Below are 25,239 nucleotides of genomic sequence, written 5' to 3' on the forward strand. Positions count from 1 at the left end.
AATGTTGTAGTTTGTTGACGAATAATAAATAAAACTTTCATTCAGAAGGAAAGCTAGTCAAGATAAAAAAATAAATTTGAAAATATAACGTATTAGAAAAAACGATTTCACTTTATGTGAAATCGTTTTTTATTCGCTAAATGTATTTCAATGTGTAGAGAGTGAAAAATTTGTTTTAAGGGGAAATAAACTATAGATAAAGTTCAATGATTCAAATTACATTTTTAAAAATATAAATATGCCCCTTCTCAAAAGAACGTAGGTTCGTGTATAATTAGAACGAATGTTCTTTTTTTGATGCAGACATTATACAATCTAGAAATAAATACGAGCTTAGTAATTACTAAAAATGATGGAGTAACAGTATGTGTGAAATAGAATGGATAAATGATCAAGGAGATAAAGAAATGAATCATGTAAAGAGGCAGAAAGAAGAAAGAGAGTGGGTTCCATTTACAGTAATGTCGGAACAATTGTTAAGTATGAGAAAGGTTATTGGTGAGAAATTAAAAGTGCAAAGGCCGATAGTAACAAATGAAGAAAAAGAAAGAATTTCTGATAAATTGCTAACGGCATTATTGTCTGAGCAAGAAATATTGGTGACATATTGTGAAGATGGCTACATACTTACAAGTTATATGACAGTCGTTCATATAGACCCGGTAAGGCAGATTATAATGTGCACAGACGCATTTTATAAAACTCACGTAATGAGTTTTACAGATGTAATTGAAATAATGTAATAGAAGCTGAACTTTAATATCCAGCTTCTATTATTTCTGATAGATGGAAGAAATAATGCGAAATAGCAGCTAGCTTCATGCTAACTGCTAAGCCCCAGGGAAAGGGAGAAAAAGATAGGGTACTCCAACATTCAATAATAGCTGTGAAACAGCCTGATTATAGTATAGACAAATCTAAAATTCCTATACAGAAAGATGAAAAATAGGGTTAGGCTGTACCCACTTGATTTTGATCTGCAAGGTCCGAATCAAACGTATTAGTCGCACTAACACCGTTAAAAGTATTAACAACAAAACCAACGTTTGATGCGCCAGATCCATTGTAAGCTTTCGTATTTTCTTTCGGAGAAACGTTGTAGAAATCACCTAAGTTAAATGATCCGTTACTATTTTGTACAACTAAATTCCCTACAACTGAGGGCATAATTTTCACCTGCTTTATAATGAATTGTTAACATTACTATATGGGAGTAAAGTCCAAATGGTTCATGTAACAAAAATTGTGGAATAGTAAAACGTTTCAAGCGTGGCTTTCAATAAAAGTGTGTTAAACTTAATATGAGTTGGATAATAAAAAAGAAAGAATTTGTATAATTAATATATACGAAAACAAAGGAGGCAAAATGTTATGAATAACGTTATAAAAAAAGTAGATTTATCAGATGCAAAATCAAGTAATCTTGTTGCGCTTATTTATAGCAATGAAGTTATATTGATTGAAAACGCATTTTGTCCAAATGAAATAAAATTAAAGTTTAATGAGATTGCAATTTTATCTGCAATTAAAACAGCTCATATTGCAAAAGTGTCCATCAGAAAAGAACTTGAAGCGCTTTTTCATGATACAGGAGTATTACTGGTGAAACAAAGTGCTGAAGTTGGTAGCAGTCAATCTATAACAATGCATTTTGAGCAATTCAAAAAATTACAATATGAGATTGAGCTTTTAAATAAAAGTATGTAATCAGGTTAGTTGAAGATTTTTTCACAAAGGTGGACTGTTTTATGTTGAAAAAGTAGTTTGGAAATTATTTGGATGAATCGCACTGTAAACATAAATATAGTTTTATTAAAATGCAGGGTAATGAGGATTTTCAAGCTGGTAAATTAGGTACAGTTTATATGTATCGTTTTGAAAAATGTGGGAAAGAGAAGTTGAAATTTAAAAGTAATAATGAAATAAGCAACGAATTTTTAAATATGTAAACGGGAGTAACCGCTATGGTTACTCTTTTGTTTATGTGTGAAGTATTAAAAATACTTCTAAAGTATGAAGTGTTTTTAATACTTTAGTAAATAGTTAAATGAAGGTTAAAGGAGTAAAATATGGTAAAGGGAGGCGAGGAATTGAAGCGAAATGACATTAGAAAACTCGTAATTATTACAGGAGTGACACAAGGATTAGGACGCGCGATGGTTGATCGATTTCATGAATTGGGATGGAACATATGTGGATGTGGACGTTCAAAAGATAAAATTGAAGAACTAAAAAAACAATACGGTAATACACATGATTTTCAAATAATTGATGTTTCAGATTCGCAGCAAGTTAGTAGTTGGGCAAATGATATCCTTACTAAATATCGGGTTCCCGACTTGTTAATAAATAATGCATCAATTGTGAATCAAAATGCACCAATTTGGAAAGTTACCGCTGGGGAATTTGAAAATGTAATGAATGTAAACGTGAATGGTGTAGTAAATGTAATAAGAGCATTTGTCCCAGCAATGGTAGATAGAAAAGAAGGAATTATTATTAATATGAGTTCTAGTTGGGGAAGAGAAGGTGAGGCAGATCTTGCACCATACTGTGCCTCGAAGTTTGCAATTGAAGGTATCACGAAATCTATGGCACTGGAATTGCCTGATGGCGTGGCTGTAGTTGCTTTAGATCCTGGCGGTGGTATTAGCACTCCAATGCTGTATTCATGTGCACCAAAGTATGTTAATGAATCACCCACACCTGAAATGTGGTCACATAATGCGATTCGATATATATTGAATATAACAATAGATAAAAATGGTGATTCATTGACATGCCCAGCATGTGTTTAAAAATAAGTATCTATTACTCAATGTAATTTCAGTGATATACGTTTTGGCTAAAAAAGTACCTTTAAGGTACTTTTTGTATTAGTAACACATTATAGAATGCACAAAATTACATATGGAAAATAAAATATTTGATTAAGAGTGACTTTTGGTTATTTCGAAAGCACGAGAAAATATCAAAATAGGTGATGAAAATGAATCCAAGCAGTTTAAAAGTGACAGGAGCATGGTATCAAGTAGGAGGAAATCTTACAGCTGCTATTGGAACGACAAGAGGATTTATTGGGGAAGAGAAAATTGAATCGGACCTTGTTATTATAGGAAGCTCATTACAAGCCTTCGGGTATATTTTACAAATTATAGCGAGTAATTATACCGAAGATGAAGAAGTAGAAAATCGAAATATATGTTTGCAGAATGAAAGTGAAACACTGGATAAAATGGGAATTGAGTTATTGGCATTAGGGAATATATCAAATGTAATAGGAACATATTTTAATAAAAATGAACAATTAACAGAGAATGATTATCTTATCATTGTCGGGAACAGTTTACAATCGATTGGTGCTTTTTTAGGAGTAGAAGCAGCTTTGATTGAGATGAAAGTAATACAGCGAATCATTGTACTAGGCAATTCTATGCAAAGCTTAGGGGCCGGACTACAAGCGTATCAAGGCATAATTAATTTATCGAAGGATGAAGTAGAAAACGAAGATCGTATTCTTGATAAGAAGGATGAGAGGATAATAGCACTGATTGGTATTTGGATACAGGCAATAGGAACGGTAATTTCTGCGATTGGATTAACTGCAGTAGAGAAAGAGAAAAGTTTTGAAAATAATAAGGATTTTAAAATGCTCATTGAAAGAGCGGATGTAAAATGTAATTAAATAGGTAGGAAGAGTTTGGTCTAGTAGGTTTTTTTTGCATATGGATAGAATATATATTATAGAAGAAATGTTATAATTGCTTAATTGAAATTTGTGTAACTTCAAAATCAAAGAGTGTGCTTGCATATGAAAAGAATTGTTATAAAAAATCCAAAATAAGGAGTTTTCAAGAGATGATGTACTTATTGGCAATTCTACTTCCACCTGTAGCTGTATTATTTTGCGGAAAGCCATTTCAAGCAATAATTAATTTCATATTAACTTTAATATTTTGGGTTCCAGGCGTCATACACGCGATTTTAGTCGTACATGATAAAAAGGCGGATCGGCGAGTGAGAAAACAAATTCAAGCATATGATGAAATTAATAAGAGGAATAGAAGATAATTCGTCTGTGAAAATAGTATAAAAAGAAAGGGGGATTAACCTCCTTTCTTTTTATTTGGTGCTTAAGTTTAAATTTTAGTGTAGCGGAAAGAATTTTTAATGTAAGTTTTATGGTAATAACTTTTAGATTGTGCATTTAATAAGCCATTGTAAATGCTTTCAGGTACATTAAAGAAATCATACATGCCATTTTTTAATTGGATTCGTAAAATCATAGAAAAGGGATTATAACCAACAGCAATCAAATTTTTTGATATAACAGGAGATAATTTCATAAGCATACAACTCCTTAATTTTATTTGTAAATTACTTTAGAAATGAGGATTAGGTTCTTGAAATATGAATATGTAAAGCAGCAGTAATACGGATAGCCAATATATTAAATCTTTGTTATACCTATTTATAAAGAAGTTCACACGAAGTTCATATCGATATGCTATTTTTATCTCACCTTTGATGAAATTAATAAGAAAATATTGACCATTTGAAAAAAAGGTATATTATTTATACGAGGTATTAAAATTTTATCTCTTCCATTTTATGCGTAATGAGGCAGCTTTATTTGAAGGAATAGAGGTAAAAAAATAATTTGTTTAAAAGTATCTAAAATTTATAATCTGTGAATTAGGAAAATATTGAATGCTTCCGATGAACACACTTTCTAAATGTAAAGATATTTGGGAAGGTGGCCTCAATATTTTTAGTAAATCAACGGGAGAATTGAAAGGCAGGAGAAAGTAACATGTCAGAAAATTATCGTTCTCGAGAGGAGCGACGACAAGTTAAAAAGAAAAATCAGCCAGCTTCTAAAAAACAAAAACCAAAGGGTAAAACATCATTTTTCCGTAAGTTTTTAATTAGTTGTTTATTACTTGGTATTGTAGGTTTAGTGGCGGGGGTTGCTACCTTTTTTGTAATGATAAAGGATGCACCTAAACTTGAAAAAGCAAAACTTGTTAATCCGTTATCCTCAAAAATTTATGATAAAGATGGAAATTTGATATATGAATACGGAAAAGAAAAGCGAACCAACGTTACGTATGATCAAATTCCTAAATTAGTAGAAAATGCTTTTTTAGCTGCGGAAGATGCACGTTTTTATGAGCATAGTGGTGTGGATTTCAAAGGTACTGCTCGTGCAGTTTTAGTTAGTTTAAAAGGAGATTACGGTTCGCAAGGCGGAAGTACAATAACGCAGCAAGTTATTAAAAACTACTTCTTATCAATGGATAAAACACCAAAGCGTAAGGCGCAAGAAGTGTATTTAGCTTATAAGCTAGAACAACAGTATTCAAAACATGAAATATTAGAGATGTACTTAAACAAAATTAATTTAGGAAACCGCTCATATGGAATCGCAACAGCAGCACAAAACTACTATAATAAAGAATTAAAAGACTTAACATTACCAGAAGTTGCGATGCTTGCAGGTTTACCGAAAGCACCAAATAATTACGACCCATCGAAACCACAAAATATTCAAAAGGCAACAGAAAGAAGAAATGTTGTACTAAAGTTAATGAATCGACATGGTTATATTACAAAAGCAGAAATGGAAGAAGCGTCGAAAGTACCAGTGGACAAAGGTGTTCAAAAGGCAGCTGAATTACAAGCGATGCCACATCCTGCATTTATGGATGCAGTTGTGAAAGAAGTTGAAAAAGAATTACCTGATGCTAATATTGGTTCTGACGGTTTAGAAATTTATACAACATTAGACAAAAAGGCACAAACATTGGCTGATAATATTTTAAATACAAATATTATTGATTATCCAAATGAGAAATTCCAAGGTGCTTTCACATTTATGGATACGAAAACAGGTGAAGTACGTGCTATAGGTAGTGGGCGTGGTGAAAATAAGGCTGTATTTAAAGGGCATAATATGGCAACTGAATTAGATCGCTCAGCAGGCTCAACAATGAAACCAATCTTTGATTATGCTCCTGCAATTGAATATTTAAAATGGGCTACTTATCATCAAGTCGATGACTCGCCATTTAAGTATACTGGTGGTCAAGATGTCAGAAACTCAGATAGAGGGTATTTAGGACAAATTACAATGCGTGAAGCATTAAAATTATCACGTAATGTTCCAGCTATCAAAACTGCAAAAGAAGTAGGAATAAATAAATCAAAAGCTTTCTCTGAAAAGTTAGGTATTACTTTTAATGCACCACCGACAGAATCAACAGCGATTGGTACAAATGAAGTATCGCCAACTGAAATGGCAGGTGCGTATGCTGCATTTGGTAATGACGGTAAATATACGAAGCCGCATTTTGTTAAAAAAGTGGTTTATCCAGATGGTAAATCGAAAAGTTTTGAGCAAAAGTCAAAACGAGTGATGGAAGATTATACAGCTTATATGATTACAGATATGCTTCGTTCCGTCGTAACATCTGGTACTGGTACAGCTGCTAATATAAGTTCTTTAGATGTAGCTGGTAAAACAGGAACAACGAACTATTCTTCGGAAAAAGCAGCGCAATATAAATTACCAGACAGTGCGACTCGTGATAGCTGGTTTGCAGGATATACACCGCAGTATACGATGGCAGTATGGACTGGTTATATGAAAGATAGTAAAGACGATTATATTAGTAGTAAAAATACGAAAATTGCACAGTTGATCTTTAAAGAAATGATGAACGAGATGGCTACTGATAAATCACAATTTAAGATGCCAAGTAGTGTTGTGAAAGAAGGTAATGAATTACGTATAAAAGGTGAGAAACGTGATTCTTCACCAAATACGAGCGTACCGAATACAACTGAACAGCCGAAACAAGATCAGCAGCAAAAAACTGAAGAAGAGAAAAAGCAAGAAGAACAAAAGAAACAGGAAGAATTAAAGAAACAAGAAGAACAAAAGAAACAAGATGACCTTAAGAAGCAACAAGAAGAACAAAAGAAACAAGATGACCTTAAGAAGCAACAAGAACAGAAGAAAGAAAATGAACAAAATAATGGAAATGGTCAAGGAAATACAACGCCTCCAAACAACGGAGGAGGCGGGAACACAACGCCGCCGAACAACGGAGGAGGCGGGAACACAACGCCGCCGAATAACGGAGGGGGCGGGAACACAACGCCGCCGAATAACGGAGGAGGCGGGAACACAACACCGCCGAATAACGGGGGAGGTCAAGGGAATCCAACCCCACCAGTGACAACTCCACCGAATAATGGGGGGAATGCAGGAGAAGTCCCTGCTAATACTGGTCAATAAGAAAAGTTAATAAAAAGCAATTAAAAAAGTCGAATTTCTTACATAAGGAATTCGACTTTTTTATGTTGAAAAGGGATTGGAAGTAAATATAGGAGCTATGCAATGATGCTATTTAAATGTTAAACGTACCATAGAAATTTTGAAAATAAATGGATGGAAAATGATAAAAGACTTGAGTCGGGGGTAATGGAACATAACTGGGGTTATAAAAGGTAGTGCTACTTGGGTGTGTACCGTGATGCCAAAATGAGGGAGTAACTTGACCGGGAACTTGATATTGTTGCCAAGTTGCGGGAAGTTCAATGCCAACATCAGAGCTAGCTGTATGGACGGCGGGCACATGTATTCCGGGAGTTGAAGGAACCACGGCAGTTACTCTTGATAATACCCACATAAAAATAATCACTCCTAAGTTGAGATAATAAATTAGTATATTCTCTTAACACGTATAAAGGTACAAATACATAGGACTTTTGGTTAAAGCATACGTACAAAGTCGTACGACCAATCAATGCTGAGAGTGGACTATTTAATATGAAAAGATACGTCTTTTTGCTGAGGGAAAAGAGACAGAGAAAATGTACAATGGGAGTGTTAATCGTAAATTTCATGTGTTTATGGAGGTGTTTTTATGGAACGATTATGGACGACGTCATTTATTCAAATGTCTTTCGCGATGTTATTTTTATTTACAGGGTTTTATTTACTTGTTCCAACGCTTCCTCTATTCATTAAAGAGATTGGTGGAAATGAATCACAAGTTGGATTGATGATGGGAATGTTTACAATAGCTGCTGTTGTAATACGACCGATTATTGGAGGTATGTTAGATCAATATGGTAGAAGGTCTTTTATTATTTTCGGACTCATCCTTTTTGGGCTAACGATGTATTCCTATAATTTAGCATCGACTATAGTCCTTTTAGCAGTTTTACGCGTTATTCACGGAGTGACATGGGCCGTTTCTACAACAGCTGTTGGAACTGCGATAACTGATATTATTCCAGATTCACGCCGTGGAGAAGGTATGGGCTGGTACGGGATGGCTATGACAATTGCAATGGCAATCGGACCGATGATTGGATTATGGGTAGTACAATATTATTCATTTCATGGTCTATTCCTTTTAGCAACTCTTTTATCTTTCATGGCAGTTATATTATCGTTAATAACGAAAATGCCATTCAAGCCACAAAAGGAAAAAGGGAAAATTCAACTATTTGAAAAATCCGTTTTATCAATTACGGTTGTTGTTTTCTTTTTATCATTTGCATATGGTGGCATTACAACGTTTTTACCGTTATTCGCTTCTTCAATTAATGTGAATCCTGGGACGTTCTTTCTTGTATATGCAATTGCATTAACAATTGTAAGACCGATTTCAGGTAAATTATTAGATAAATATGGAGAAGTATTCATCATACTTCCAGCACTATGTATTACTATTTTAGCTATAGTTGTATTAACGATGGCAAATGGTTTGACGGGCATCATTATTGCAGCGACATTATACGGTGTGGGATTTGGCTCAGCACAGCCAGCTTTACAAGCGGCGATGCTTACAATTGTTGATCCTAGTAAAAGAGGAGTTGCTAACGCTTCGTTTTTTACAGCTTTTGATTTAGGTATCGGATTAGGTGCAATTTTACTTGGATTTGTGTCACAAATGTTTGGCTATCGTATTTTATTTACAGCAAGCTCTGTTTCAGCTGTAATAGCTTTACTTGTTTTTGGTATGTTTGTAAGACAAAAGTTAAGTGAAAAAGAATTAAGCCGAGAGGGATAAAATTGAATATTATCGTTGAAAACGAAGCTGTAAAATGGTTTAAAGAAGAATTACGAATCAATCGCAATGAATGTATTCGATTTGTCATAAGATATGGTGGAAACAGTTCAATTCAGCCCGGATATTCTTTAGGGATTGTTTCTGAGAAACCAGATGGGGAAATAGTGTCAGTGAAGAAAGATGGTATTCTATTTTTGTAGATTTTGATGATCTTTGGTACTTTCAAAACTATGATTTAGTTGTAAGTTATCATAAAGAAACAGAAGAAATTTAATTTAATTATGTAAAATAATAACTTTATTAAAAATGAATAAGTTTTATATAAGAATTATATTTAGAGGATAGTGAAATAAATATCATATAGAAACGAGCTGTACATGTGTGCAGCTCGTTTTTTCTATTTTGTAATAAAATTCGGAAAAAAGATATGTTTGATGGGATTATATGAATTATCTTTATATTTTGTTTTAAAAAGAAGTGTAAAGAAGTCTGTCCTTTCTTTGAAAAATATGAAAATTATTTTCAAAAAATTGTATTGTTACATCAATAAAAGTATAGGAAACTTATCATTATAAAATAAATTGAAATCTTCTAAAAACTCTGATACATTGAAATAGAAATGTAGTTCTAAAGCATTGTAAAGGCTTACAGTTATGTGCACGAAGATCTATTAGGATTGGAGGAAATAATAATGAAAGCTGAAGAAAAATTTTCCCCGGGATTAGATGGTGTAGTAGCAGCGGAGACGAAAATCTCGTTTCTTGACACAGTAAAAGGTGAAATTGTAATTCAAGGGTATGATTTAATCGAACTCTCAAAAACAAAAGAGTATTTAGACATTGTGCACCTTTTATTAGAAGAACATCTACCGAATGAGGATGAAAAAGAAACACTTGAAAAGAAATTAAAAGAAGAATATGCAGTGCCAGAAGGGGTATTCAACGTTCTAAAGGCGTTGCCTAAAGAAACGCATCCTATGGATGGCTTGCGTACAGGTGTGTCTGCATTAGCTGGTTATGATAATGATATTGAAAATCGCTCGTTAGAAGTAAACAAAGATCGAGGTTATAAGCTTTTAAGTAAAGTACCAAATATTGTAGCAAATAGCTATCATATTTTAAATAATGAGGAGCCAATTGAGCCTCTTCAGGAATTGTCATATAGTGCGAATTTCTTCTATATGTTAACTGGTAAGAAACCGACTGAACTTGAGGAGAAGATCTTTGATCGTTCCCTTGTTTTATATAGTGAACATGAAATGCCAAACTCTACATTTACAGCGCGTGTAATTGCGTCAACACAATCAGATTTATACGGTGCTCTAACAGGTGCGGTTGCATCTTTAAAAGGTAGCTTACACGGCGGTGCGAATGAAGCTGTTATGTACATGCTTTTAGAGGCTGGCAATGTTGAGAAGTTTGAAGAGTTATTACAGAAAAAACTATATAACAAAGAAAAAATTATGGGCTTTGGACACCGTGTTTATATGAAGAAAATGGATCCAAGAGCACTTATGATGAAGGAAGCTTTAAAACAGCTATGTGATGTAAAAGGTGATTATACACTATATGAAATGTGTGAAGCTGGAGAGAAAATCATGGAGAAGGAAAAAGGCATTTATCCGAATCTTGATTATTATGCAGCACCTGTATATTGGATGCTTGGTATCCCAATTCAACTGTACACACCAATCTTCTTTAGCTCTAGAACAGTAGGACTATGTGCGCACGTTATTGAGCAACATGCAAATAATCGCTTGTTCCGTCCACGTGTAAATTATGTTGGCGAGCGACATGTACTTAGTAAATAAGAACAACTGGGGAGTTGTTAGCGCCGCCCGCCAGATGGGTGTTTGACAGACACCCATCATTAATAATAACGAATTTTCGACAGAAAGGGAAGAATAGCATGATTAAAACAAATGAAATTAAACAAAAAGATGCATTATTAGAAGAAATTACGGATTATGTATTAAATAAAGAGGTTACTAGTGCAGAAGCATTTAGTACTGCTCGCTACGTATTATTAGATACACTTGGATGCGGAATTTTAGCACTGCAATATCCAGAGTGTACGAAATTATTAGGTCCAGTTGTACCAGGAACGGTTGTGCCAAACGGTACACGTGTACCAGGAACGTCTTATGTACTAGATCCAGTAAAAGGTGCATTCAATATTGGATGTATGATCCGTTGGTTAGACTATAACGATACTTGGCTTGCAGCAGAATGGGGACATCCATCTGATAACTTAGGCGGAATTTTAGCAGTTGCAGATTATATTAGCCGTGTTCGTATTTCAGAAGGAAAAGAACCATTAAAAGTACGTGAAGTACTAGAAATGATGATTAAAGCACATGAAATTCAAGGTGTACTTGCTTTAGAAAACAGCTTAAACCGCGTTGGTCTTGACCACGTATTATATGTAAAAGTAGCAACAACTGCAGTAGTTGCGAAAATGCTTGGTGGAACACGTGAAGAAATCTTTAATGCATTATCACATGCGTGGATTGATAACTCTAGTCTTCGTACATATCGACATGCTCCAAATACTGGATCACGTAAATCATGGGCAGCAGGTGATGCGACGAGTCGCGGTGTTCATCTTGCAATGACTGCTCTAAAAGGCGAAATGGGTTATCCAACAGCATTATCTGCGCCAGGATGGGGATTCCAAGATGTATTATTTAACAAACAAGAATTAAAATTAGCTAGACCACTAGAGTCTTATGTAATGGAAAATGTATTATTTAAAGTATCATATCCAGCAGAATTCCATGCACAAACAGCTGCAGAATGTGCAGTGAAATTACATCCGGAAATTAAAGAAAGATTAGATGAAATTGATCGTATTACAATTACAACTCATGAATCAGCAATTCGTATTATCGATAAAGAAGGTCCATTAAATAACCCAGCTGATCGTGATCATTGTTTACAATACATTACGGCAATTGGTTTATTAAAAGGAGATATCGTAGCGGACGATTATGAGGATGTAGTAGCAAATGATCCACGTGTAGATGAATTACGTAATAAGATGGTTGTTGTTGAAAACAAACAGTACAGTTTAGATTATCTTGACCCGAACAAGCGCTCAATCGCCAACGCTGTTCAAGTTCATTTTAAAGATGGTACTGTAACAGAAAACGTGGAATGTGAATACCCACTTGGTCACCGTTTCCGTAGAGACGAAGCGATTCCAAAAGTTGTTCAAAAATTCACTGCAAATATGGCAGGTCATTATTCTAGTAAGCAACAAGAACAAATTCATGAAGTTTGTTTAAATGAAGAAAAACTAGAAAATATGAATGTAAACGAATTTGTAGATCTATTCTTAATTTAATAATAGGGGGAATTTAGAATGGCTTGGGTTGTGAATAAACAGTCAACACAAGAGGAGCTTGCGAATGGCTTCCGAGCTTTAGTAGAAGCAAATGAAATTTTGCAAATTCCAGGTGCTCATGATGCAATGGCCGCTCTTGTTGCAAAAAATACAGGTTTTTCAGCTCTTTATTTATCGGGAGCTGCTTACACTGCAAGTAAAGGTCTGCCAGATTTAGGTATCGTGACATCTACTGAAGTAGCTGAAAGAGCAAGAAATCTAGTTAGAGCTACAGATTTACCAGTTCTTGTTGATATTGATACAGGATTTGGTGGAGTACTAAACGTAGCGAGAACAGCTGTAGAAATGGTAGAGGCAAAAGTAGCGGCTGTTCAAATTGAAGATCAACAATTACCGAAGAAATGTGGACATTTAAATGGTAAGAAACTTGTTACGACAGAAGAATTAGTTCAAAAAATTAAAGCGATTAAAGAAGTTGCGCCAAGCTTATATATTGTTGCACGCACAGATGCTCGCGGTGTAGAAGGACTAGATGCTGCGATTGAAAGAGCGAATGCATATGTTAAAGCAGGTGCAGACGCAATTTTCCCAGAAGCGCTTCAATCGGAAGAAGAATTCCGTTTATTTACTAGCAAAGTGAATGCACCTTTACTAGCAAATATGACTGAGTTTGGGAAAACACCATATTATAGTGCTGAGGAATTTGCGAATATGGGCTTCCAAATGGTGATTTATCCAGTAACGTCGCTTCGAGTTGCTGCAAAAGCATATGAGAATGTATTCACGCTAATTAAAGAGACTGGTTCTCAAAAAGATGCACTTTCAAATATGCAAACGAGAAGCGAGCTATATGAGACAATTTCATATCATGACTTTGAAGAATTAGATACTGGAATTGCAAAAACAGTATTATCAGAAGATCAATAGATAAAACAACTAGGGCGATGAGAATACATCTTTGGCAAAATGAACTGCTTGATGTGAAAATTCATCGCCTTCTGTTTTCAATAATAAGATATTCCACTCATCGTAGACGAGCATACGCAAAAAGCAATGAAGGTCGAAATGATAGGGGGATTCAGATGGAGAAAACGAAGTTACCTTGGGATGAATTTTTTTCAATCAATAAAGATGTGAACAATACTTTCTTTACACCAGAAGATTTTTCAGGGGATGAAGACTTAATCGCAAAAACGACAGAACAATTCGTTAAACAGGAAATTGTCCCACAAATTGAAAACATTGAAAAACATAACTATAAAGTTTCTCGTCAATTATTTGAGAAAGCTGGGGAACTTGGATTATTAGGCATTGAGGTACCAGAAGATTATGGCGGGTTCGAGTTAGGAAAGGCTGTCTCAGGTCTTGTAGCAGAGAAGATGGGTTACGCTGGTGCATTTAGCGTTTCTTTTAATATACACGCTGGTGTCGGTACATTGCCTTACATATATTACGGAACGAAAGAACAGAAAGAAAAATATTTACCAAAAATCGCATCGGGAGAATGGATTGGGGCTTATGCTCTAACTGAGCCAAATGCTGGTTCTGATGCATTAAGTGCAAAAACAAGCGCAGTTTTGAATGAAGAGGGTACAGCTTGGAAGTTGAATGGTGAGAAGCAGTGGATTACAAATGCTCATATGGCAGATGTATACGTTGTTTTTGCGAAGACAAATAAAGGAATGACAGCGTTTATTGTCGAAAGAACATATGAAGGTGTATCTATTGGATTAGAAGAAAAGAAAATGGGGATTAAAGGTTCTTCAACAGCGACGCTTATTTTAGAAGATGTAGTTATCCCTGCTGAAAATGTGTTAGGGGAAGTTGGGAAAGGGCATCACGTAGCCCTTAATATTCTTAACTTCGCTAGACTAAAACTTGCTTTTGGAAATATTGGAACAGCAAAACAAGCAATTGGTTTGTCAGTTCAATATGGAAAAGAGCGAAAACAGTTCCAAACGGAATTAGTAGACTTTACGATGATACAAGAGAAAATTGCAAATATGATCATTACAACATATGGAGCAGAAAGTGCAGCTTATCGTACAGCAGGTGTAATTGATGACGCAATTCATGAGAGTGATGAGGACCTTATGAAAAAAATGTCCCAATTTGCAATTGAATGTGCACTGAATAAAGTGAACGCTTCTGAAACACTTGCTTATATCGTAGATGAAGCTGTACAAATTCATGGCGGTTACGGTTATATGCAAGAATACGAAGTAGAACGATTATATCGTGATGCTAGAATTAGTCGTATTTTTGAAGGAACAAATGAAATTAATAGATTAACAGTTGCCAAAATGTTAATGAAGCAAATCGAACAAATAGAAGATACTGAAGTAGAAATTGATATAGCAACTGTAGAAAGAAACCATCGTTACATTTTATTAGCGAAAAAATTGTTGAAACAATCTTTGAAAACGCTCTCTAAAACTCCAGGATTAAAAATTGATCAAGAGCAAGAATATTCACGTGTAGTATCAAATATGTTGACGGACGTGTACGTCATGGAATCAGCATTTTTACGTACGAGTAAAGCAATTAATAAAAATGGTGAAGAAAAAGAGCGTACAAAACAAATGATAACGGATGTTATTTGTGAGGAAGGCTATCGTAAAGTAGAAGAAGCGGCGATTTCTATACTTTCAGCGGCTGTCACAGAAGAACAAGATAGACACGTAATGTTAGCTGAAATCCGTCAATTATTAGTGCCTTTATACACGAACGTATTTACGAAAAAGAGAGAAATTGCGAAAGCTATTATAAATCGTGGGAAATATATTGTGTAAATAGGAGGAAAGCAATATGAAAAAGATTGGTTTTATCGGTTTAGGTAACATGGGCCTTCCAATGTCTAAAAATTTAGTTAAATCAAGTTACACAGTATATGGTGTGGACTTAAATAAAGAGGCTGAAGCTTCCTTTGAAAAAGAAGGAGGAATTATCGGCTTATCAATCTCAAAATTAGCAGAGACATGCGATGTGATTTTTACAAGTTTACCTTCACCTCGTGCTGTTGAAGCAGTATATTTTGGGGAAGAAGGATTATTTGAAAATAGCCACTCGAATGTCGTATTTATTGATACAAGTACTGTATCTCCACAATTAAACAAACAGTTAGAGGAGTCGGCGAAAGAAAAGAAAGTAGACTTTTTAGCCGCACCAGTTAGCGGTGGGGTAATTGGTGCAGAAAATCGTACATTAACGTTTATGGTAGGTGGATCAAAAGACGTATATGATAAAACTGAATCTATCATGGAAGTGTTAGGAGCAAATATTTTCCACGTAAGCGAGCAAATTGATAGTGGTACGACTGTTAAATTAATTAACAATCTATTAATTGGTTTCTATACAGCTGGTGTGAGTGAAGCTTTAACATTAGCGAAAAAGAGTAATATGGATTTAGATAAAATGTTTAATATTTTAAATGTAAGTTACGGTCAAAGTAGAATTTATGAGCGCAATTATAAAAGTTTCATTGCAGCAGAAAACTATGAGCCAGGATTTACTGTAAATCTATTAAAAAAAGATTTAGGCTTTGCAGTTGATTTAGCTAAGGAAAGTGAACTTCACTTACCTGTAAGTGAAATGTTATTAAATGTATATGAAGAAGCGAGTGAGGCAGGATATGGTGAAAACGATATGGCTGCTTTATATAAGAAAGTTAGCGAACAATTAATTTCTAATCAAAAATAAATCATAAAAAGGAGAGAATACAATGATTACAACTGAAATTAAACGAGTAAAAAATCATATTAATGGCGAGTGGGTAGAATCTACTGGTACAGAAGTAGAAGCGGTTCCGAATCCAGCGACTGGAAAAATCATTGCTTACGTTCCACTTTCTCCAAAAGAAGACGTTGAAAAGGCTGTTGAAGCGGCAAAAGCGGCATTTGAAACATGGTCTAAAGTACCAGTTCCGAATCGTTCAAGAAATCTATATAAATATTTACAGCTATTACAAGAAAATAAAGATGAGCTTGCAAAAATCATTACGCTAGAAAATGGTAAAACGCTAACAGATGCAACAGGTGAAGTACAACGTGGTATTGAAGCGGTAGAACTTGCAACATCAGCTCCAAATTTAATGATGGGACAAGCTCTTCCTAATATCGCAAGCGGAATTGATGGATCGATCTGGCGCTATCCAATTGGAGTTGTTGCGGGTATTACACCGTTTAACTTCCCAATGATGATTCCATTATGGATGTTCCCACTTGCAATTGCTTGCGGTAATACGTTCGTATTAAAAACATCTGAGAGAACGCCACTTTTAGCAGAGCGACTTGTAGAGTTATTCTATGAAGCTGGTTTTCCAAAAGGGGTATTAAATTTAGTACAAGGCGGAAAAGATGTTGTAAATAGCATTTTAGAAAATAAAGATATTCAAGCTGTTTCGTTCGTTGGTTCTGAGCCGGTAGCTCGTTACGTATATGAAACAGGTACGAAACATGGAAAACGTGTACAAGCGTTAGCAGGTGCGAAAAATCATGCGATTGTAATGCCAGATTGCAATCTTGAAAAAACGGTACAAGGTGTAATTGGATCTGCGTTTGCAAGTAGTGGAGAGCGCTGCATGGCATGTTCAGTAGTAGCAGTAGTAGATGAAATTGCTGATGAATTTATCGACGTACTAGTAGCAGAGACGAAAAAACTAAAAGTAGGTGACGGTTTCAACGAAGATAATTACGTTGGACCATTAATCCGTGAATCGCATAAAGAGCGTGTTTTAGGCTATATTAATAGCGGTGTAGCAGATGGAGCAACTTTATTAGTAGATGGTCGTAAAATTAATGAAGAAGTTGGAGAAGGTTACTTCGTTGGAGCAACAATCTTTGATGGCGTAAACCAAGAAATGAAAATTTGGCAAGATGAAATTTTCGCTCCAGTATTAAGTATTGTGAGAGTGAAAGATTTAGAAGAAGGTATTAAATTAACAAATCAATCTAAATTTGCGAATGGTGCTGTTATTTACACTTCAAATGGGAAGCATGCACAAACATTCCGTGATAACATCGATGCTGGTATGATCGGTGTAAACGTAAATGTTCCTGCACCAATGGCATTCTTCGCATTTGCAGGAAATAAAGCTTCCTTCTTTGGTGATTTAGGTACAAATGGTACAGATGGCGTTCAATTCTATACACGTAAAAAGGTTGTAACGGAGCGCTGGTTTTAATAAAGAGTAGACTGCTAGATTAGTTGTTAAATGCGAAAAACACCACTATTAATAGTGGTGTTTTTCGCATTTATCCCGCTATTAGCGAGCAGTAAAACTCCCATCTCCAAATTCGGCTAGAGCAAAAAAGTTAAGTGGAAGCCCTGTGCAGTCCGTAAACGCCCGATTGGTGAAGGCTAATAATTAGCGGGGGATGAACAAAACCCCATTGATTAAAGTTTCACTTTATTAATTATTTTTTTCTAATGCTAGTTTAATACCAAATCCAATTAAAACGATTCCTGTTAGCCCTTGAATATAACGTTGCGTCTTCGGTTTCTTCATAAAAGCACTAATTTTATCAATTAAAAATATATAAAAGGCAAACCAAATGATTGTTAAAACGAGATAAGTAAGACCCATTACGAGAAGCTGAATAAATGTATTATGACTTGGATTTAAAAATTGTGGTAAAAAAGTTAAAAAGAAGACTGCAATTTTAGGGTTTAATAAATTCGTAAGAAACCCTTGGCGAAAACAAGAAGTATGTTCTTTATCATTATTTATAGATACATCATTTGTATTTACACCTTCTTTGTTTTTCACTGCTAATAGGGCTTTAATACCAATATAGATTAAATAAAGGGCCCCAACATATTTGAAAATAGAAAATAAAAGAGCTGACTTTACAATAAGTGCGGAAAGACCAATTACAGCAGCTAAAGTATGAATCAAAAGTGCAACACATGTACCGAATACTGTTTTAACACCGCCCATTTTACCAGCAACTAATGTGTTCTTCGTAGCCATCGCTGTATCAGGTCCAGGTAAAATGATTAGACAAATAGACATAATGATGAAAAGAAGATAATTTTCTATCATATTCGTCCTCCTTCTTTATTTTTAGAATATTTGATTAAAATTAGTGTAGCACAAAATTTAATTTAATAAAATTAAATTTTGTTAAAAAATATTAAATAAGAAGAGGCTATATTCGTAGTGGTGAATACACTACGAATATAGCCTCACTGTTAGGCATTAAGTAAGTTAAAGAAACGATTTACGTCGTCTTCTGAAACATCGCTTACCTGTTTATATTTATATTTCGGATTTTGGTCTTTATCAACGACAACGGAGCGTACGCCCTCGAAGAAATCTTCATGTCTCATGAAATTTTTAGCAAGTATAAGATCTGTAGCGAAACATTCTTCAACAGATTTTCCTTTGCCATCTAATAGTTGTTTTAAAGTTACTTTTAATGAAATTGGAGATTTTGATAATAATATTTGTTTCGTTTGTAAAGCGAATTCGCTATCTCCTTTTTCTAATGAGTCGATAATTTCTTCAATCGTTTCTAAGGCAAAGTGTGTATTAATTTCCTCTAATGAAGCAGCAAGTTTGCTTTCTAAGTCAGGAGTAGATGTAAAGGTTTGAAGAACTGCTTTTAAATGAGTATGTACATCTTCAGTATGCCAATTTACGTTGTCAAGTTCGGCTAGAAAAGCTGGTAATGAATCAGACGTCATAAAGTAATCAGCAGCATGAATAAATAATACGTCAGAAGCTTTTAAAATAGATGCTGTTAAAGCAACGTAATATCCTGTATATCCAGGTGCTTTATTTAAGAAATATGCGGCGCCGACGTCTGGAAAGAAGCCGATGTTCATCTCAGGCATCGCCCATTTTGTGCGCTCCGTCACAATACGATACTTCGCACCATTTGTAAGTCCGACACCACCACCCATTACAATTCCATCTAAACAAGCGATAATCGGTTTTTTATATTGATAAATATATGTATCAATTTCATACTCTTCTTCAAAAAAACGTTCTGCATGCTGTAAAGCAACTTCGTTTGAACGTGCTTCGTAAAGAGTTTTAATGTCACCGCCTGCGCAAAAACCTTTCGTTCCGGCTCCCTTTAATACGATAATTGCAATGCGCTCATCGTTCTCCCATTCTTTAAGTTTTTGCCCAATTGGTTGTAACATATCATAAGATAAAGAGTTAAGTGCTTTTGGGCGGTTTAAAGTAATTGATGCAACGCCGTTTTCACTAACAGAAAATAAAACGTTTTCAGTCATGATTCATCCTCCCTTATATATCTTCTTATTCTTAATTCTTGATACGTATTGAAATGTCCTGTATAAATTTTGTCTAAAGTTGACGGTAAGTGTTATTTTATTCCGCTATTTGTGGATAAGAAGGCCCACACCTTGAAATTCGACGCATACGAGAAAGTTAGGTAGAAGAGAATGGCTGTTAAAAGTTTGATAGGTACGAGCGATAGGCAGTGGAAGTTTTGTTCATACCTATTAATTCATGCTTCACTTTATTCAACGCATATTTTGCCGAGTTATCTTTGCAGGATTTTGAATATTGAAGATGAATAATACATTATTAGTGTAAGTGATATTATTTGAAATTATTATGGCAAAAGCGCTATTATAAATGTGTAAAATGTAAAAAATTTCTTGAAAACAGATGGTTTAAATGATAGTGAATGTTTACATGGAATTAGAAATAGAGAAAGGAGAAATCGGAATGCCAGGACCTTTATTATTGTCGGTTATTATCTTGTCATCATTAATGATAGGGATTACTCAGTTTTTTCATCATACAGATACGACAGAAGAAGTAAAGGATAAAGTTCGTCTCGTATTTCCGATTTTTATCGTATCTATTTCCTTATGTTTTCTATTAAATAAAGATGGGTATATTGTGGTGGTTTTTTCATTTTTCGTAGCGAGCGTTTTAATAACGATTTTATATTATGTAATGAAAGATTATATGCAAAAATAAAAATGTCTAAATAGACATTTTTATTTTTGTATAGCATTAAATTTCACATACCGTAATTTTAATAAAAACATAAAACATATAGCAACAGAAAAGTGTGTACTTTGCCGTGTATGTACTTGTCAATCTTGCATAGCCACTATACTATTAAAATGTAGAGATTATAAGAAGGGGTTGTATCTATTATGAAATTTGAGATGCACACAAAAATAGTTTCAAATGAAAAAGAAGTAAGATTACATATGGAAGAAAACATATTTCAATTAAACTTGAATGGTTATCATTTATTTGCAGTTCAAGAAATATTACCTTTATATAAATCAAATGAAGAAAGAATTGGTAGTGCGATTATACAAAAGTTAGAGTGGGAGAACGGAAAAACTACAGTAAACTATCAACTCGTATCACTAAACTCAGTAAATTAAAAGGAGAAGGAAATTATGAAGTTATTTCATACAGCGGATTGGCATTTAGGCAAGCTTGTTCATGGCGTGTATATGACTGAAGATCAAAAGATTGTATTAGATCAGTTTGTACAAGCTATTGAAGAAGAAAAACCAGATGCCGTAATTATTGCAGGGGACTTATATGACCGAGCAATTCCACCTACGGAAGCAGTAGACTTATTAAATGATGTATTACAAAAAATAGTGATTGATTTACAAACACCAGTTATCTCAGTTGCAGGAAACCATGATAGTCCAGATCGTATACATTTCGGTAGTAGTTTAATGAAGAAACAAGGATTATTTATTGTGGGGCAATTTCAATTTCCATATGAACCCATTGTATTAAATGATGAATATGGCGAGGTTCACTTCCATCTAGTTCCCTATGCGGATCCAAGCATAGTTAGACATGTATTGAAAAACGAAGACGTCCGATCTCATGATGATGCGATGCGTATTTTTATGAATGAACTTTCTGAAACGATGGATAAAGAAGCAAGACATGTATTTGTAGGTCATGCATTTGTAACTTCTGCGGGAGAAGCGGAGGAGAATACAAGTGATGCAGAACGTCCGCTTTCAATTGGTGGTGCTGAATACGTAAATAGTCATTATTTTGATAAATTTCATTACACAGCGCTTGGACATTTACATCAAGCGCATTTCGTACGTAATGAGACAATTCGATATTCAGGTTCGCCACTTGCATATTCTATTTCTGAAGAAAAACATAAAAAAGGATATTATATCGTGGAACTGGACGAAAAGGGTGAAACAACAATTGAAAAAAGATTACTTACACCACGTCGTAAAATGCGAACAGTAGAAGCGAAAATAGATGAATTATTACAACATCCGGTAAGTGAAGATTACGTGTTTGTAAAACTATTAGATGAAAATCCTGTTTTGCAGCCAATGGAAAAAATACGCTCTGTATATCCAAATGCAATGCATGTTGAAAGGTCTATTCAAAGGCGAGAGTTCACAGAGTCAAATGAAGTAACTGTTTCAAGACATAAAACGGATGATGTATCTCTTTTAAAAGCTTTTTATAAAGAAATGAAAGGCTTAGATTTATCAGAAGAGAAAGAACGTCTATTTGTAGAAGTATTACAAACAGTGCAAGAACGGGAAGGTGAACGAGGATGAGACCGATTCAGCTAATTATGACAGCATTTGGGCCATATAAACAGACAGAAGTAATCAATTTTGATGATCTTGGAGAGCATCGTATCTTCGCCATTTCTGGAAATACGGGAGCTGGAAAAACAACGATTTTTGATGCGATTTGTTACGTATTATATGGTGAAGCTAGTGGGGAAGAACGTAGTGATACGAGCATGCTTCGAAGTCAGTTTGCTGATGATAATGTTTATACAAGTGTAGAACTAACTTTTCAGTTAAAAGGGAAGCGCTATGAAATAAAACGGCAACTTGGCCATAAAAAACAAGGGAATAAGACGATTACAGGACATGCAGTAGAATTATATGACGTTATGGATGGAGAAAAAATTCCAGCTGTTGATCGTTTTCATGTAACAGATGTAAACAAAAAAGTGGAAGATTTAATTGGGTTAAGTAAACATCAATTTAGTCAAATTGTTATGTTACCACAAGGAGAATTCCGAAAACTATTAACATCTGAGACAGAAAACAAAGAAGAGATTTTACGTCGTATTTTTAAAACAGATCGTTATAAATTAATGCGTGAATTACTTGATCAAAAACGAAAACAATGGAAAGACGTTCTGCAAGAAAAACAAAAAGAGCGAGAGTTACATTTCCGCAATGTATTTAAACTACCAATTCGAGATGGGGCATTATTAGAGACATTAGTGGAACAAGAACATGTAAATACGCATCAAGTAGTAGAGGCGTTAGAGCAAGAAACAACGGCATATAAGACAGAGGTTGCGCAATTACAACTAGAACAAGATGCTCGAACAAAGCAATTAAAAGAAGCTGAAACACGTTTTCATGCAGCAAAATCTGTAAATGAGAAATTTACAGATTTACAACAAAAGAATGAGAGATACAACACTTTACAAGAAAACCGTGCAGTCATTGAAAGGAAAGAAACATCTTTTAGACGTGCGGAACAAGCAAAGCATTTATTACCATTTGAGCAGTGGCACGAGGAAGTAATGCAAAATGAACAGAAGGCTGAAAGTTTATTAAAGCAGATTATCGTAAAAAAAGAGAATATAATAACCAGTTTTACACTTGCACAGCAGAAATACGAAGTAGAAAAAAATAAAGAACTTGAACGAGAAGATGCTAAAAAACTTGTTCAAAGATTAGAAGAATTACAATCAATTATTGCATCATTAGCTGAAAAAAAGTTGAATTTACAAAACGCTGAAATTCAACTAGGAAGATTAAAAGAAAGTATGCAAAAGCTCGATCAACTACTAGAAGAGCATACAAATCAAAAACAGAGAATGTCTGGTGAATTACAGCAATTGGAACAAGCACTTGAGCAGTATGTAGCGAAAGTAGAAGAACTAACGAACATGCGAGAAGATGCAAAAGTTTTAAAGCAAGCATATGACGTTTGGCAAGAGGAACAAAAATTCGAGCAAGAAAAAGAAGCAGCATATACTAAGATGCAAGAGGCAGTTCGTGCATATGAAAATATGGAACGCCGCTGGCTAAGCGAACAAGCAGGCATATTAGCACTTCATTTACATGATGGTGAATCTTGTCCAGTTTGTGGTAGTACGAATCATCCGAAAAAAGCGACAGAGCAAAGTGATGCGATTGATGAAAAAGAGTTAAATGATTTAAGAGACAAGAAAAATGTCGCTGAAAAATTACATGTTCAAGTAGAGGAGAAATGGAATTTCTATCGACTACAATATGAACAGGTGATCGAAGAAGTCATGAAACGAGGGTATCACTCAGATGAATTAGTTGAAACGTACAGTGCACTCGTTCAAAAAGGAAAACAATTAGCGGCAGAAGTTAATACGTTAAAAGAAAGCGAAGAAACGCGTAAGCAAATTGCTGTGAATATAAAAAGTGTAGAAGAAAAAGTAGATGAACTTCAGAAACAAAAGCGTGAAGCAGAAACATTGCAGCACCGTACAGAAATGGAGTGCATGCAACTTCGTACGTCATATGAACATGATAAGCAAAATATTCCAGATAACTTACAAACAGTACAAGCTTGGAAAGCACAGTTTGACCAAGCAATGCAACAACTTAGGTTAATGGAAGACGAATGGGAGAAAGTGCAAGAAGCATATCAACATTGGCAAAATGAAAATATACGTATTCAAGCAGAACATGAAGGTGCATCTAATCAATTTGAAAGTGCAAAATTGAAGAAAGAAGAGACTCTCTCGCGCTTTATGAAAGAACTAGAGCAGAGGGGATTTATAGATCAGCTAACGTATAAAGAAGCTAAGTTAAATGATGCTGAGATGGAGATGTTACAAAAAGAAATTCAAAGTTACTATTCATCTCTTGAAGTACTTGCAAAACAAATTGAAGAGTTACATGCTGAATTAAAAGATAAAAAGTTTATGGATATTACATCGTTAGGTGAGCATATAAAAGAATTAGAAATCAATCTCGATATAAGTAAAGAAAAACGACAACGTGCGCAAAACGCTGTAACATATATTTCTGATTTACATGAAAATATTAGACGTATTGATGAACAAATTCATGAGGAAGAAAAAGCTTTCCAAGAACTAGTTGATTTATATGAAGTAATGAAAGGCGATAACGAAAGTCGCATATCATTCGAGCGTTACATCTTAATTGAGTATTTAGAACAAATTGTTCAAATTGCAAACGAACGATTACGAAAATTATCAAATGGGCAATTTTATTTAAAAAGAAGTGAGCGAGTTGAAAAAAGAAACCGTCAAAGTGGATTAGGTTTAGACGTGTACGATGCATACACCGGCCAAACACGTGATGTGAAAACATTATCTGGCGGTGAGAAGTTTAACGCATCGCTTTGCTTGGCGCTTGGAATGGCAGACGTCATTCAAGCGTATGAAGGTGGTATTTCCATTGAAACGATGTTTATCGATGAAGGTTTCGGTTCATTAGATGAGGAATCATTAACGAAAGCAGTAGACGCTTTAATTGACTTACAAAAATCAGGCCGATTTATCGGTGTCATTTCACACGTTCAAGAGCTGAAAAACGCAATGCCGGCTGTATTAGAAGTAACGAAGCAGAAGGATGGATGTAGTCAGACTCGGTTTGTGGTGAAGTAAGTTCAATTTTAGTTCATACTAAAAGATTTAATCACGCTTTTCTCGAATTGTTTCATAATTTTATTATGTAAGTAATGGTTTATATTTTAAAATGTTTTATTTACATTTGAATTTAAATAAAAGTATGTAAGCTGGTTCTAATCGTTATTAAATGTAGAACC

General features: G+C 34.6%; 22 protein-coding genes and 1 pseudogene. 18 read left to right on the forward strand and 5 right to left on the reverse strand.

The genetic code is table 11. From position 1 onward, the window contains the following. Positions 1 to 407: 407 nt before the first annotated feature. Positions 408 to 743, forward strand: coding sequence for a YolD-like family protein (locus tag ACS2MN_RS02075; RefSeq protein ID WP_346994236.1), 336 nt, complete (start codon positions 408 to 410; stop codon positions 741 to 743). 208 nt (positions 744 to 951) lie between these two features. Here the strand turns inward: ACS2MN_RS02075 and gerPF are convergent, their stop codons facing one another. Beyond that, entirely contained in the window at positions 952 to 1,167 is a 216-nt protein-coding gene (gerPF, locus tag ACS2MN_RS02080; RefSeq protein WP_001141565.1) for a spore germination protein GerPF, read from the reverse strand. A 204-nt stretch (positions 1,168 to 1,371) separates the two neighbouring features. On the opposite strand from gerPF, the gene ACS2MN_RS02085 reads away from it, so the two are divergent. The 4 genes from ACS2MN_RS02085 (at position 1,372) to ACS2MN_RS02100 (ending at position 4,071) form a co-directional block, all read left to right on the forward strand. Then, complete coding sequence (locus ACS2MN_RS02085) at positions 1,372 to 1,707, forward strand: hypothetical protein (RefSeq protein ID WP_001066863.1); 336 nt, start codon at positions 1,372 to 1,374, stop codon at positions 1,705 to 1,707. 362 nt (positions 1,708 to 2,069) lie between these two features. Continuing rightward, positions 2,070 to 2,798, forward strand: a complete 729-nt coding sequence (locus ACS2MN_RS02090) for an SDR family oxidoreductase (RefSeq protein WP_000238411.1) — start codon at positions 2,070 to 2,072, stop codon at positions 2,796 to 2,798. Between the two features lie 191 nt (positions 2,799 to 2,989). After that, positions 2,990 to 3,685, forward strand: a complete 696-nt coding sequence (locus ACS2MN_RS02095; RefSeq protein ID WP_087950036.1) for a DUF6944 family repetitive protein — start codon at positions 2,990 to 2,992, stop codon at positions 3,683 to 3,685. Positions 3,686 to 3,858: 173 nt separating this feature from the next. Continuing rightward, positions 3,859 to 4,071 (forward strand): YqaE/Pmp3 family membrane protein, encoded by a 213-nt coding sequence (locus tag ACS2MN_RS02100; RefSeq protein ID WP_000990226.1) that lies wholly within the window; start codon positions 3,859 to 3,861, stop codon positions 4,069 to 4,071. Between the two features lie 68 nt (positions 4,072 to 4,139). Here ACS2MN_RS02100 and ACS2MN_RS02105 read toward each other — a convergent pair whose 3' ends face one another. Next, on the reverse strand, positions 4,140 to 4,346 hold the full coding sequence (locus tag ACS2MN_RS02105) for a KTSC domain-containing protein (protein ID WP_000777817.1): 207 nt from the start codon (positions 4,344 to 4,346) through the stop codon (positions 4,140 to 4,142). 467 nt (positions 4,347 to 4,813) lie between these two features. Between ACS2MN_RS02105 and ACS2MN_RS02110 the strand changes: the two genes are divergently transcribed. After that, positions 4,814 to 7,303 (forward strand): transglycosylase domain-containing protein, encoded by a 2,490-nt coding sequence (locus ACS2MN_RS02110; protein WP_346994235.1) that lies wholly within the window; start codon positions 4,814 to 4,816, stop codon positions 7,301 to 7,303. A 112-nt stretch (positions 7,304 to 7,415) separates the two neighbouring features. Here ACS2MN_RS02110 and ACS2MN_RS02115 read toward each other — a convergent pair whose 3' ends face one another. Further along, a complete protein-coding gene (locus ACS2MN_RS02115) occupies positions 7,416 to 7,697 on the reverse strand; it encodes a hypothetical protein (protein ID WP_000270098.1) in 282 nt (93 codons plus the stop codon). 237 nt (positions 7,698 to 7,934) lie between these two features. Between ACS2MN_RS02115 and ACS2MN_RS02120 the strand changes: the two genes are divergently transcribed. From ACS2MN_RS02120 to ACS2MN_RS02155, 8 genes and pseudogenes are all read left to right on the forward strand, one after another. Further along, a complete protein-coding gene (locus ACS2MN_RS02120; protein ID WP_346994234.1) occupies positions 7,935 to 9,089 on the forward strand; it encodes an MFS transporter in 1,155 nt (384 codons plus the stop codon). 2 nt (positions 9,090 to 9,091) lie between these two features. Continuing rightward, positions 9,092 to 9,363: pseudogene (locus tag ACS2MN_RS02125) on the forward strand (HesB/YadR/YfhF family protein). A gap of 417 nt (positions 9,364 to 9,780) precedes the next feature. Continuing rightward, positions 9,781 to 10,899 (forward strand): citrate synthase, encoded by a 1,119-nt coding sequence (gene mmgD, locus ACS2MN_RS02130; RefSeq protein WP_000642649.1) that lies wholly within the window; start codon positions 9,781 to 9,783, stop codon positions 10,897 to 10,899. A gap of 98 nt (positions 10,900 to 10,997) precedes the next feature. Next, positions 10,998 to 12,434: a 2-methylcitrate dehydratase gene (gene prpD, locus ACS2MN_RS02135; RefSeq protein ID WP_000598143.1), complete on the forward strand. Its 1,437-nt coding sequence runs from the start codon at positions 10,998 to 11,000 to the stop codon at positions 12,432 to 12,434. A gap of 18 nt (positions 12,435 to 12,452) precedes the next feature. Further along, entirely contained in the window at positions 12,453 to 13,361 is a 909-nt protein-coding gene (gene prpB / locus ACS2MN_RS02140; RefSeq protein ID WP_346994233.1) for a methylisocitrate lyase, read from the forward strand. Between the two features lie 155 nt (positions 13,362 to 13,516). Then, a complete protein-coding gene (locus tag ACS2MN_RS02145) occupies positions 13,517 to 15,226 on the forward strand; it encodes an acyl-CoA dehydrogenase family protein (RefSeq protein WP_346994232.1) in 1,710 nt (569 codons plus the stop codon). A gap of 16 nt (positions 15,227 to 15,242) precedes the next feature. Then, complete coding sequence (locus ACS2MN_RS02150; protein WP_346994231.1) at positions 15,243 to 16,133, forward strand: NAD(P)-dependent oxidoreductase; 891 nt, start codon at positions 15,243 to 15,245, stop codon at positions 16,131 to 16,133. 22 nt (positions 16,134 to 16,155) lie between these two features. Then, entirely contained in the window at positions 16,156 to 17,616 is a 1,461-nt protein-coding gene (locus ACS2MN_RS02155; protein ID WP_000633339.1) for a CoA-acylating methylmalonate-semialdehyde dehydrogenase, read from the forward strand. Between the two features lie 228 nt (positions 17,617 to 17,844). Here the strand turns inward: ACS2MN_RS02155 and ACS2MN_RS02160 are convergent, their stop codons facing one another. Further along, positions 17,845 to 18,477, reverse strand: coding sequence for a LysE family translocator (locus ACS2MN_RS02160; RefSeq protein ID WP_000572351.1), 633 nt, complete (start codon positions 18,475 to 18,477; stop codon positions 17,845 to 17,847). 149 nt (positions 18,478 to 18,626) lie between these two features. Next, positions 18,627 to 19,679 (reverse strand): enoyl-CoA hydratase/isomerase family protein, encoded by a 1,053-nt coding sequence (locus tag ACS2MN_RS02165; protein ID WP_097861117.1) that lies wholly within the window; start codon positions 19,677 to 19,679, stop codon positions 18,627 to 18,629. 460 nt (positions 19,680 to 20,139) lie between these two features. Here ACS2MN_RS02165 and ACS2MN_RS02170 point away from each other — a divergent pair, with 460 nt between their 5' ends. From ACS2MN_RS02170 to ACS2MN_RS02185, 4 genes are all read left to right on the forward strand, one after another. Beyond that, entirely contained in the window at positions 20,140 to 20,397 is a 258-nt protein-coding gene (locus ACS2MN_RS02170; RefSeq protein WP_002093761.1) for a hypothetical protein, read from the forward strand. 182 nt (positions 20,398 to 20,579) lie between these two features. Beyond that, positions 20,580 to 20,819, forward strand: coding sequence for a DUF2584 domain-containing protein (locus tag ACS2MN_RS02175; protein WP_000667358.1), 240 nt, complete (start codon positions 20,580 to 20,582; stop codon positions 20,817 to 20,819). Between the two features lie 15 nt (positions 20,820 to 20,834). Beyond that, complete coding sequence (locus ACS2MN_RS02180) at positions 20,835 to 21,992, forward strand: exonuclease SbcCD subunit D (protein ID WP_346994229.1); 1,158 nt, start codon at positions 20,835 to 20,837, stop codon at positions 21,990 to 21,992. Next, complete coding sequence (locus ACS2MN_RS02185) at positions 21,989 to 25,078, forward strand: SMC family ATPase (RefSeq protein ID WP_346994228.1); 3,090 nt, start codon at positions 21,989 to 21,991, stop codon at positions 25,076 to 25,078. Before ACS2MN_RS02180 ends, ACS2MN_RS02185 begins: the two co-directional genes overlap by 4 nt. The last annotated feature ends 161 nt before the right edge of the window (positions 25,079 to 25,239 follow it).

The sequence above is a fragment of the Bacillus cereus group sp. BceL062 genome (genome assembly GCF_051780025.1).
Taxonomy (GTDB): Bacteria; Bacillota; Bacilli; order Bacillales; family Bacillaceae_G; genus Bacillus_A; species Bacillus_A toyonensis.

Coding starts and splice junctions, on each gene's coding strand:
- ACS2MN_RS02075 (WP_346994236.1), top strand. CDS start 408: ATGAATCATGTAAAGAGGCAGAAAGAAGAAAGAGAGTGGGTTCCATTT.
- gerPF (WP_001141565.1), bottom strand. CDS start 1,167: ATGCCCTCAGTTGTAGGGAATTTAGTTGTACAAAATAGTAACGGATCA.
- ACS2MN_RS02085 (WP_001066863.1), top strand. CDS start 1,372: ATGAATAACGTTATAAAAAAAGTAGATTTATCAGATGCAAAATCAAGT.
- ACS2MN_RS02090 (WP_000238411.1), top strand. CDS start 2,070: ATGGTAAAGGGAGGCGAGGAATTGAAGCGAAATGACATTAGAAAACTC.
- ACS2MN_RS02095 (WP_087950036.1), top strand. CDS start 2,990: ATGAATCCAAGCAGTTTAAAAGTGACAGGAGCATGGTATCAAGTAGGA.
- ACS2MN_RS02100 (WP_000990226.1), top strand. CDS start 3,859: ATGATGTACTTATTGGCAATTCTACTTCCACCTGTAGCTGTATTATTT.
- ACS2MN_RS02105 (WP_000777817.1), bottom strand. CDS start 4,346: ATGAAATTATCTCCTGTTATATCAAAAAATTTGATTGCTGTTGGTTAT.
- ACS2MN_RS02110 (WP_346994235.1), top strand. CDS start 4,814: ATGTCAGAAAATTATCGTTCTCGAGAGGAGCGACGACAAGTTAAAAAG.
- ACS2MN_RS02115 (WP_000270098.1), bottom strand. CDS start 7,697: ATGTGGGTATTATCAAGAGTAACTGCCGTGGTTCCTTCAACTCCCGGA.
- ACS2MN_RS02120 (WP_346994234.1), top strand. CDS start 7,935: ATGGAACGATTATGGACGACGTCATTTATTCAAATGTCTTTCGCGATG.
- mmgD (WP_000642649.1), top strand. CDS start 9,781: ATGAAAGCTGAAGAAAAATTTTCCCCGGGATTAGATGGTGTAGTAGCA.
- prpD (WP_000598143.1), top strand. CDS start 10,998: ATGATTAAAACAAATGAAATTAAACAAAAAGATGCATTATTAGAAGAA.
- prpB (WP_346994233.1), top strand. CDS start 12,453: ATGGCTTGGGTTGTGAATAAACAGTCAACACAAGAGGAGCTTGCGAAT.
- ACS2MN_RS02145 (WP_346994232.1), top strand. CDS start 13,517: ATGGAGAAAACGAAGTTACCTTGGGATGAATTTTTTTCAATCAATAAA.
- ACS2MN_RS02150 (WP_346994231.1), top strand. CDS start 15,243: ATGAAAAAGATTGGTTTTATCGGTTTAGGTAACATGGGCCTTCCAATG.
- ACS2MN_RS02155 (WP_000633339.1), top strand. CDS start 16,156: ATGATTACAACTGAAATTAAACGAGTAAAAAATCATATTAATGGCGAG.
- ACS2MN_RS02160 (WP_000572351.1), bottom strand. CDS start 18,477: ATGATAGAAAATTATCTTCTTTTCATCATTATGTCTATTTGTCTAATC.
- ACS2MN_RS02165 (WP_097861117.1), bottom strand. CDS start 19,679: ATGACTGAAAACGTTTTATTTTCTGTTAGTGAAAACGGCGTTGCATCA.
- ACS2MN_RS02170 (WP_002093761.1), top strand. CDS start 20,140: ATGCCAGGACCTTTATTATTGTCGGTTATTATCTTGTCATCATTAATG.
- ACS2MN_RS02175 (WP_000667358.1), top strand. CDS start 20,580: ATGAAATTTGAGATGCACACAAAAATAGTTTCAAATGAAAAAGAAGTA.
- ACS2MN_RS02180 (WP_346994229.1), top strand. CDS start 20,835: ATGAAGTTATTTCATACAGCGGATTGGCATTTAGGCAAGCTTGTTCAT.
- ACS2MN_RS02185 (WP_346994228.1), top strand. CDS start 21,989: ATGAGACCGATTCAGCTAATTATGACAGCATTTGGGCCATATAAACAG.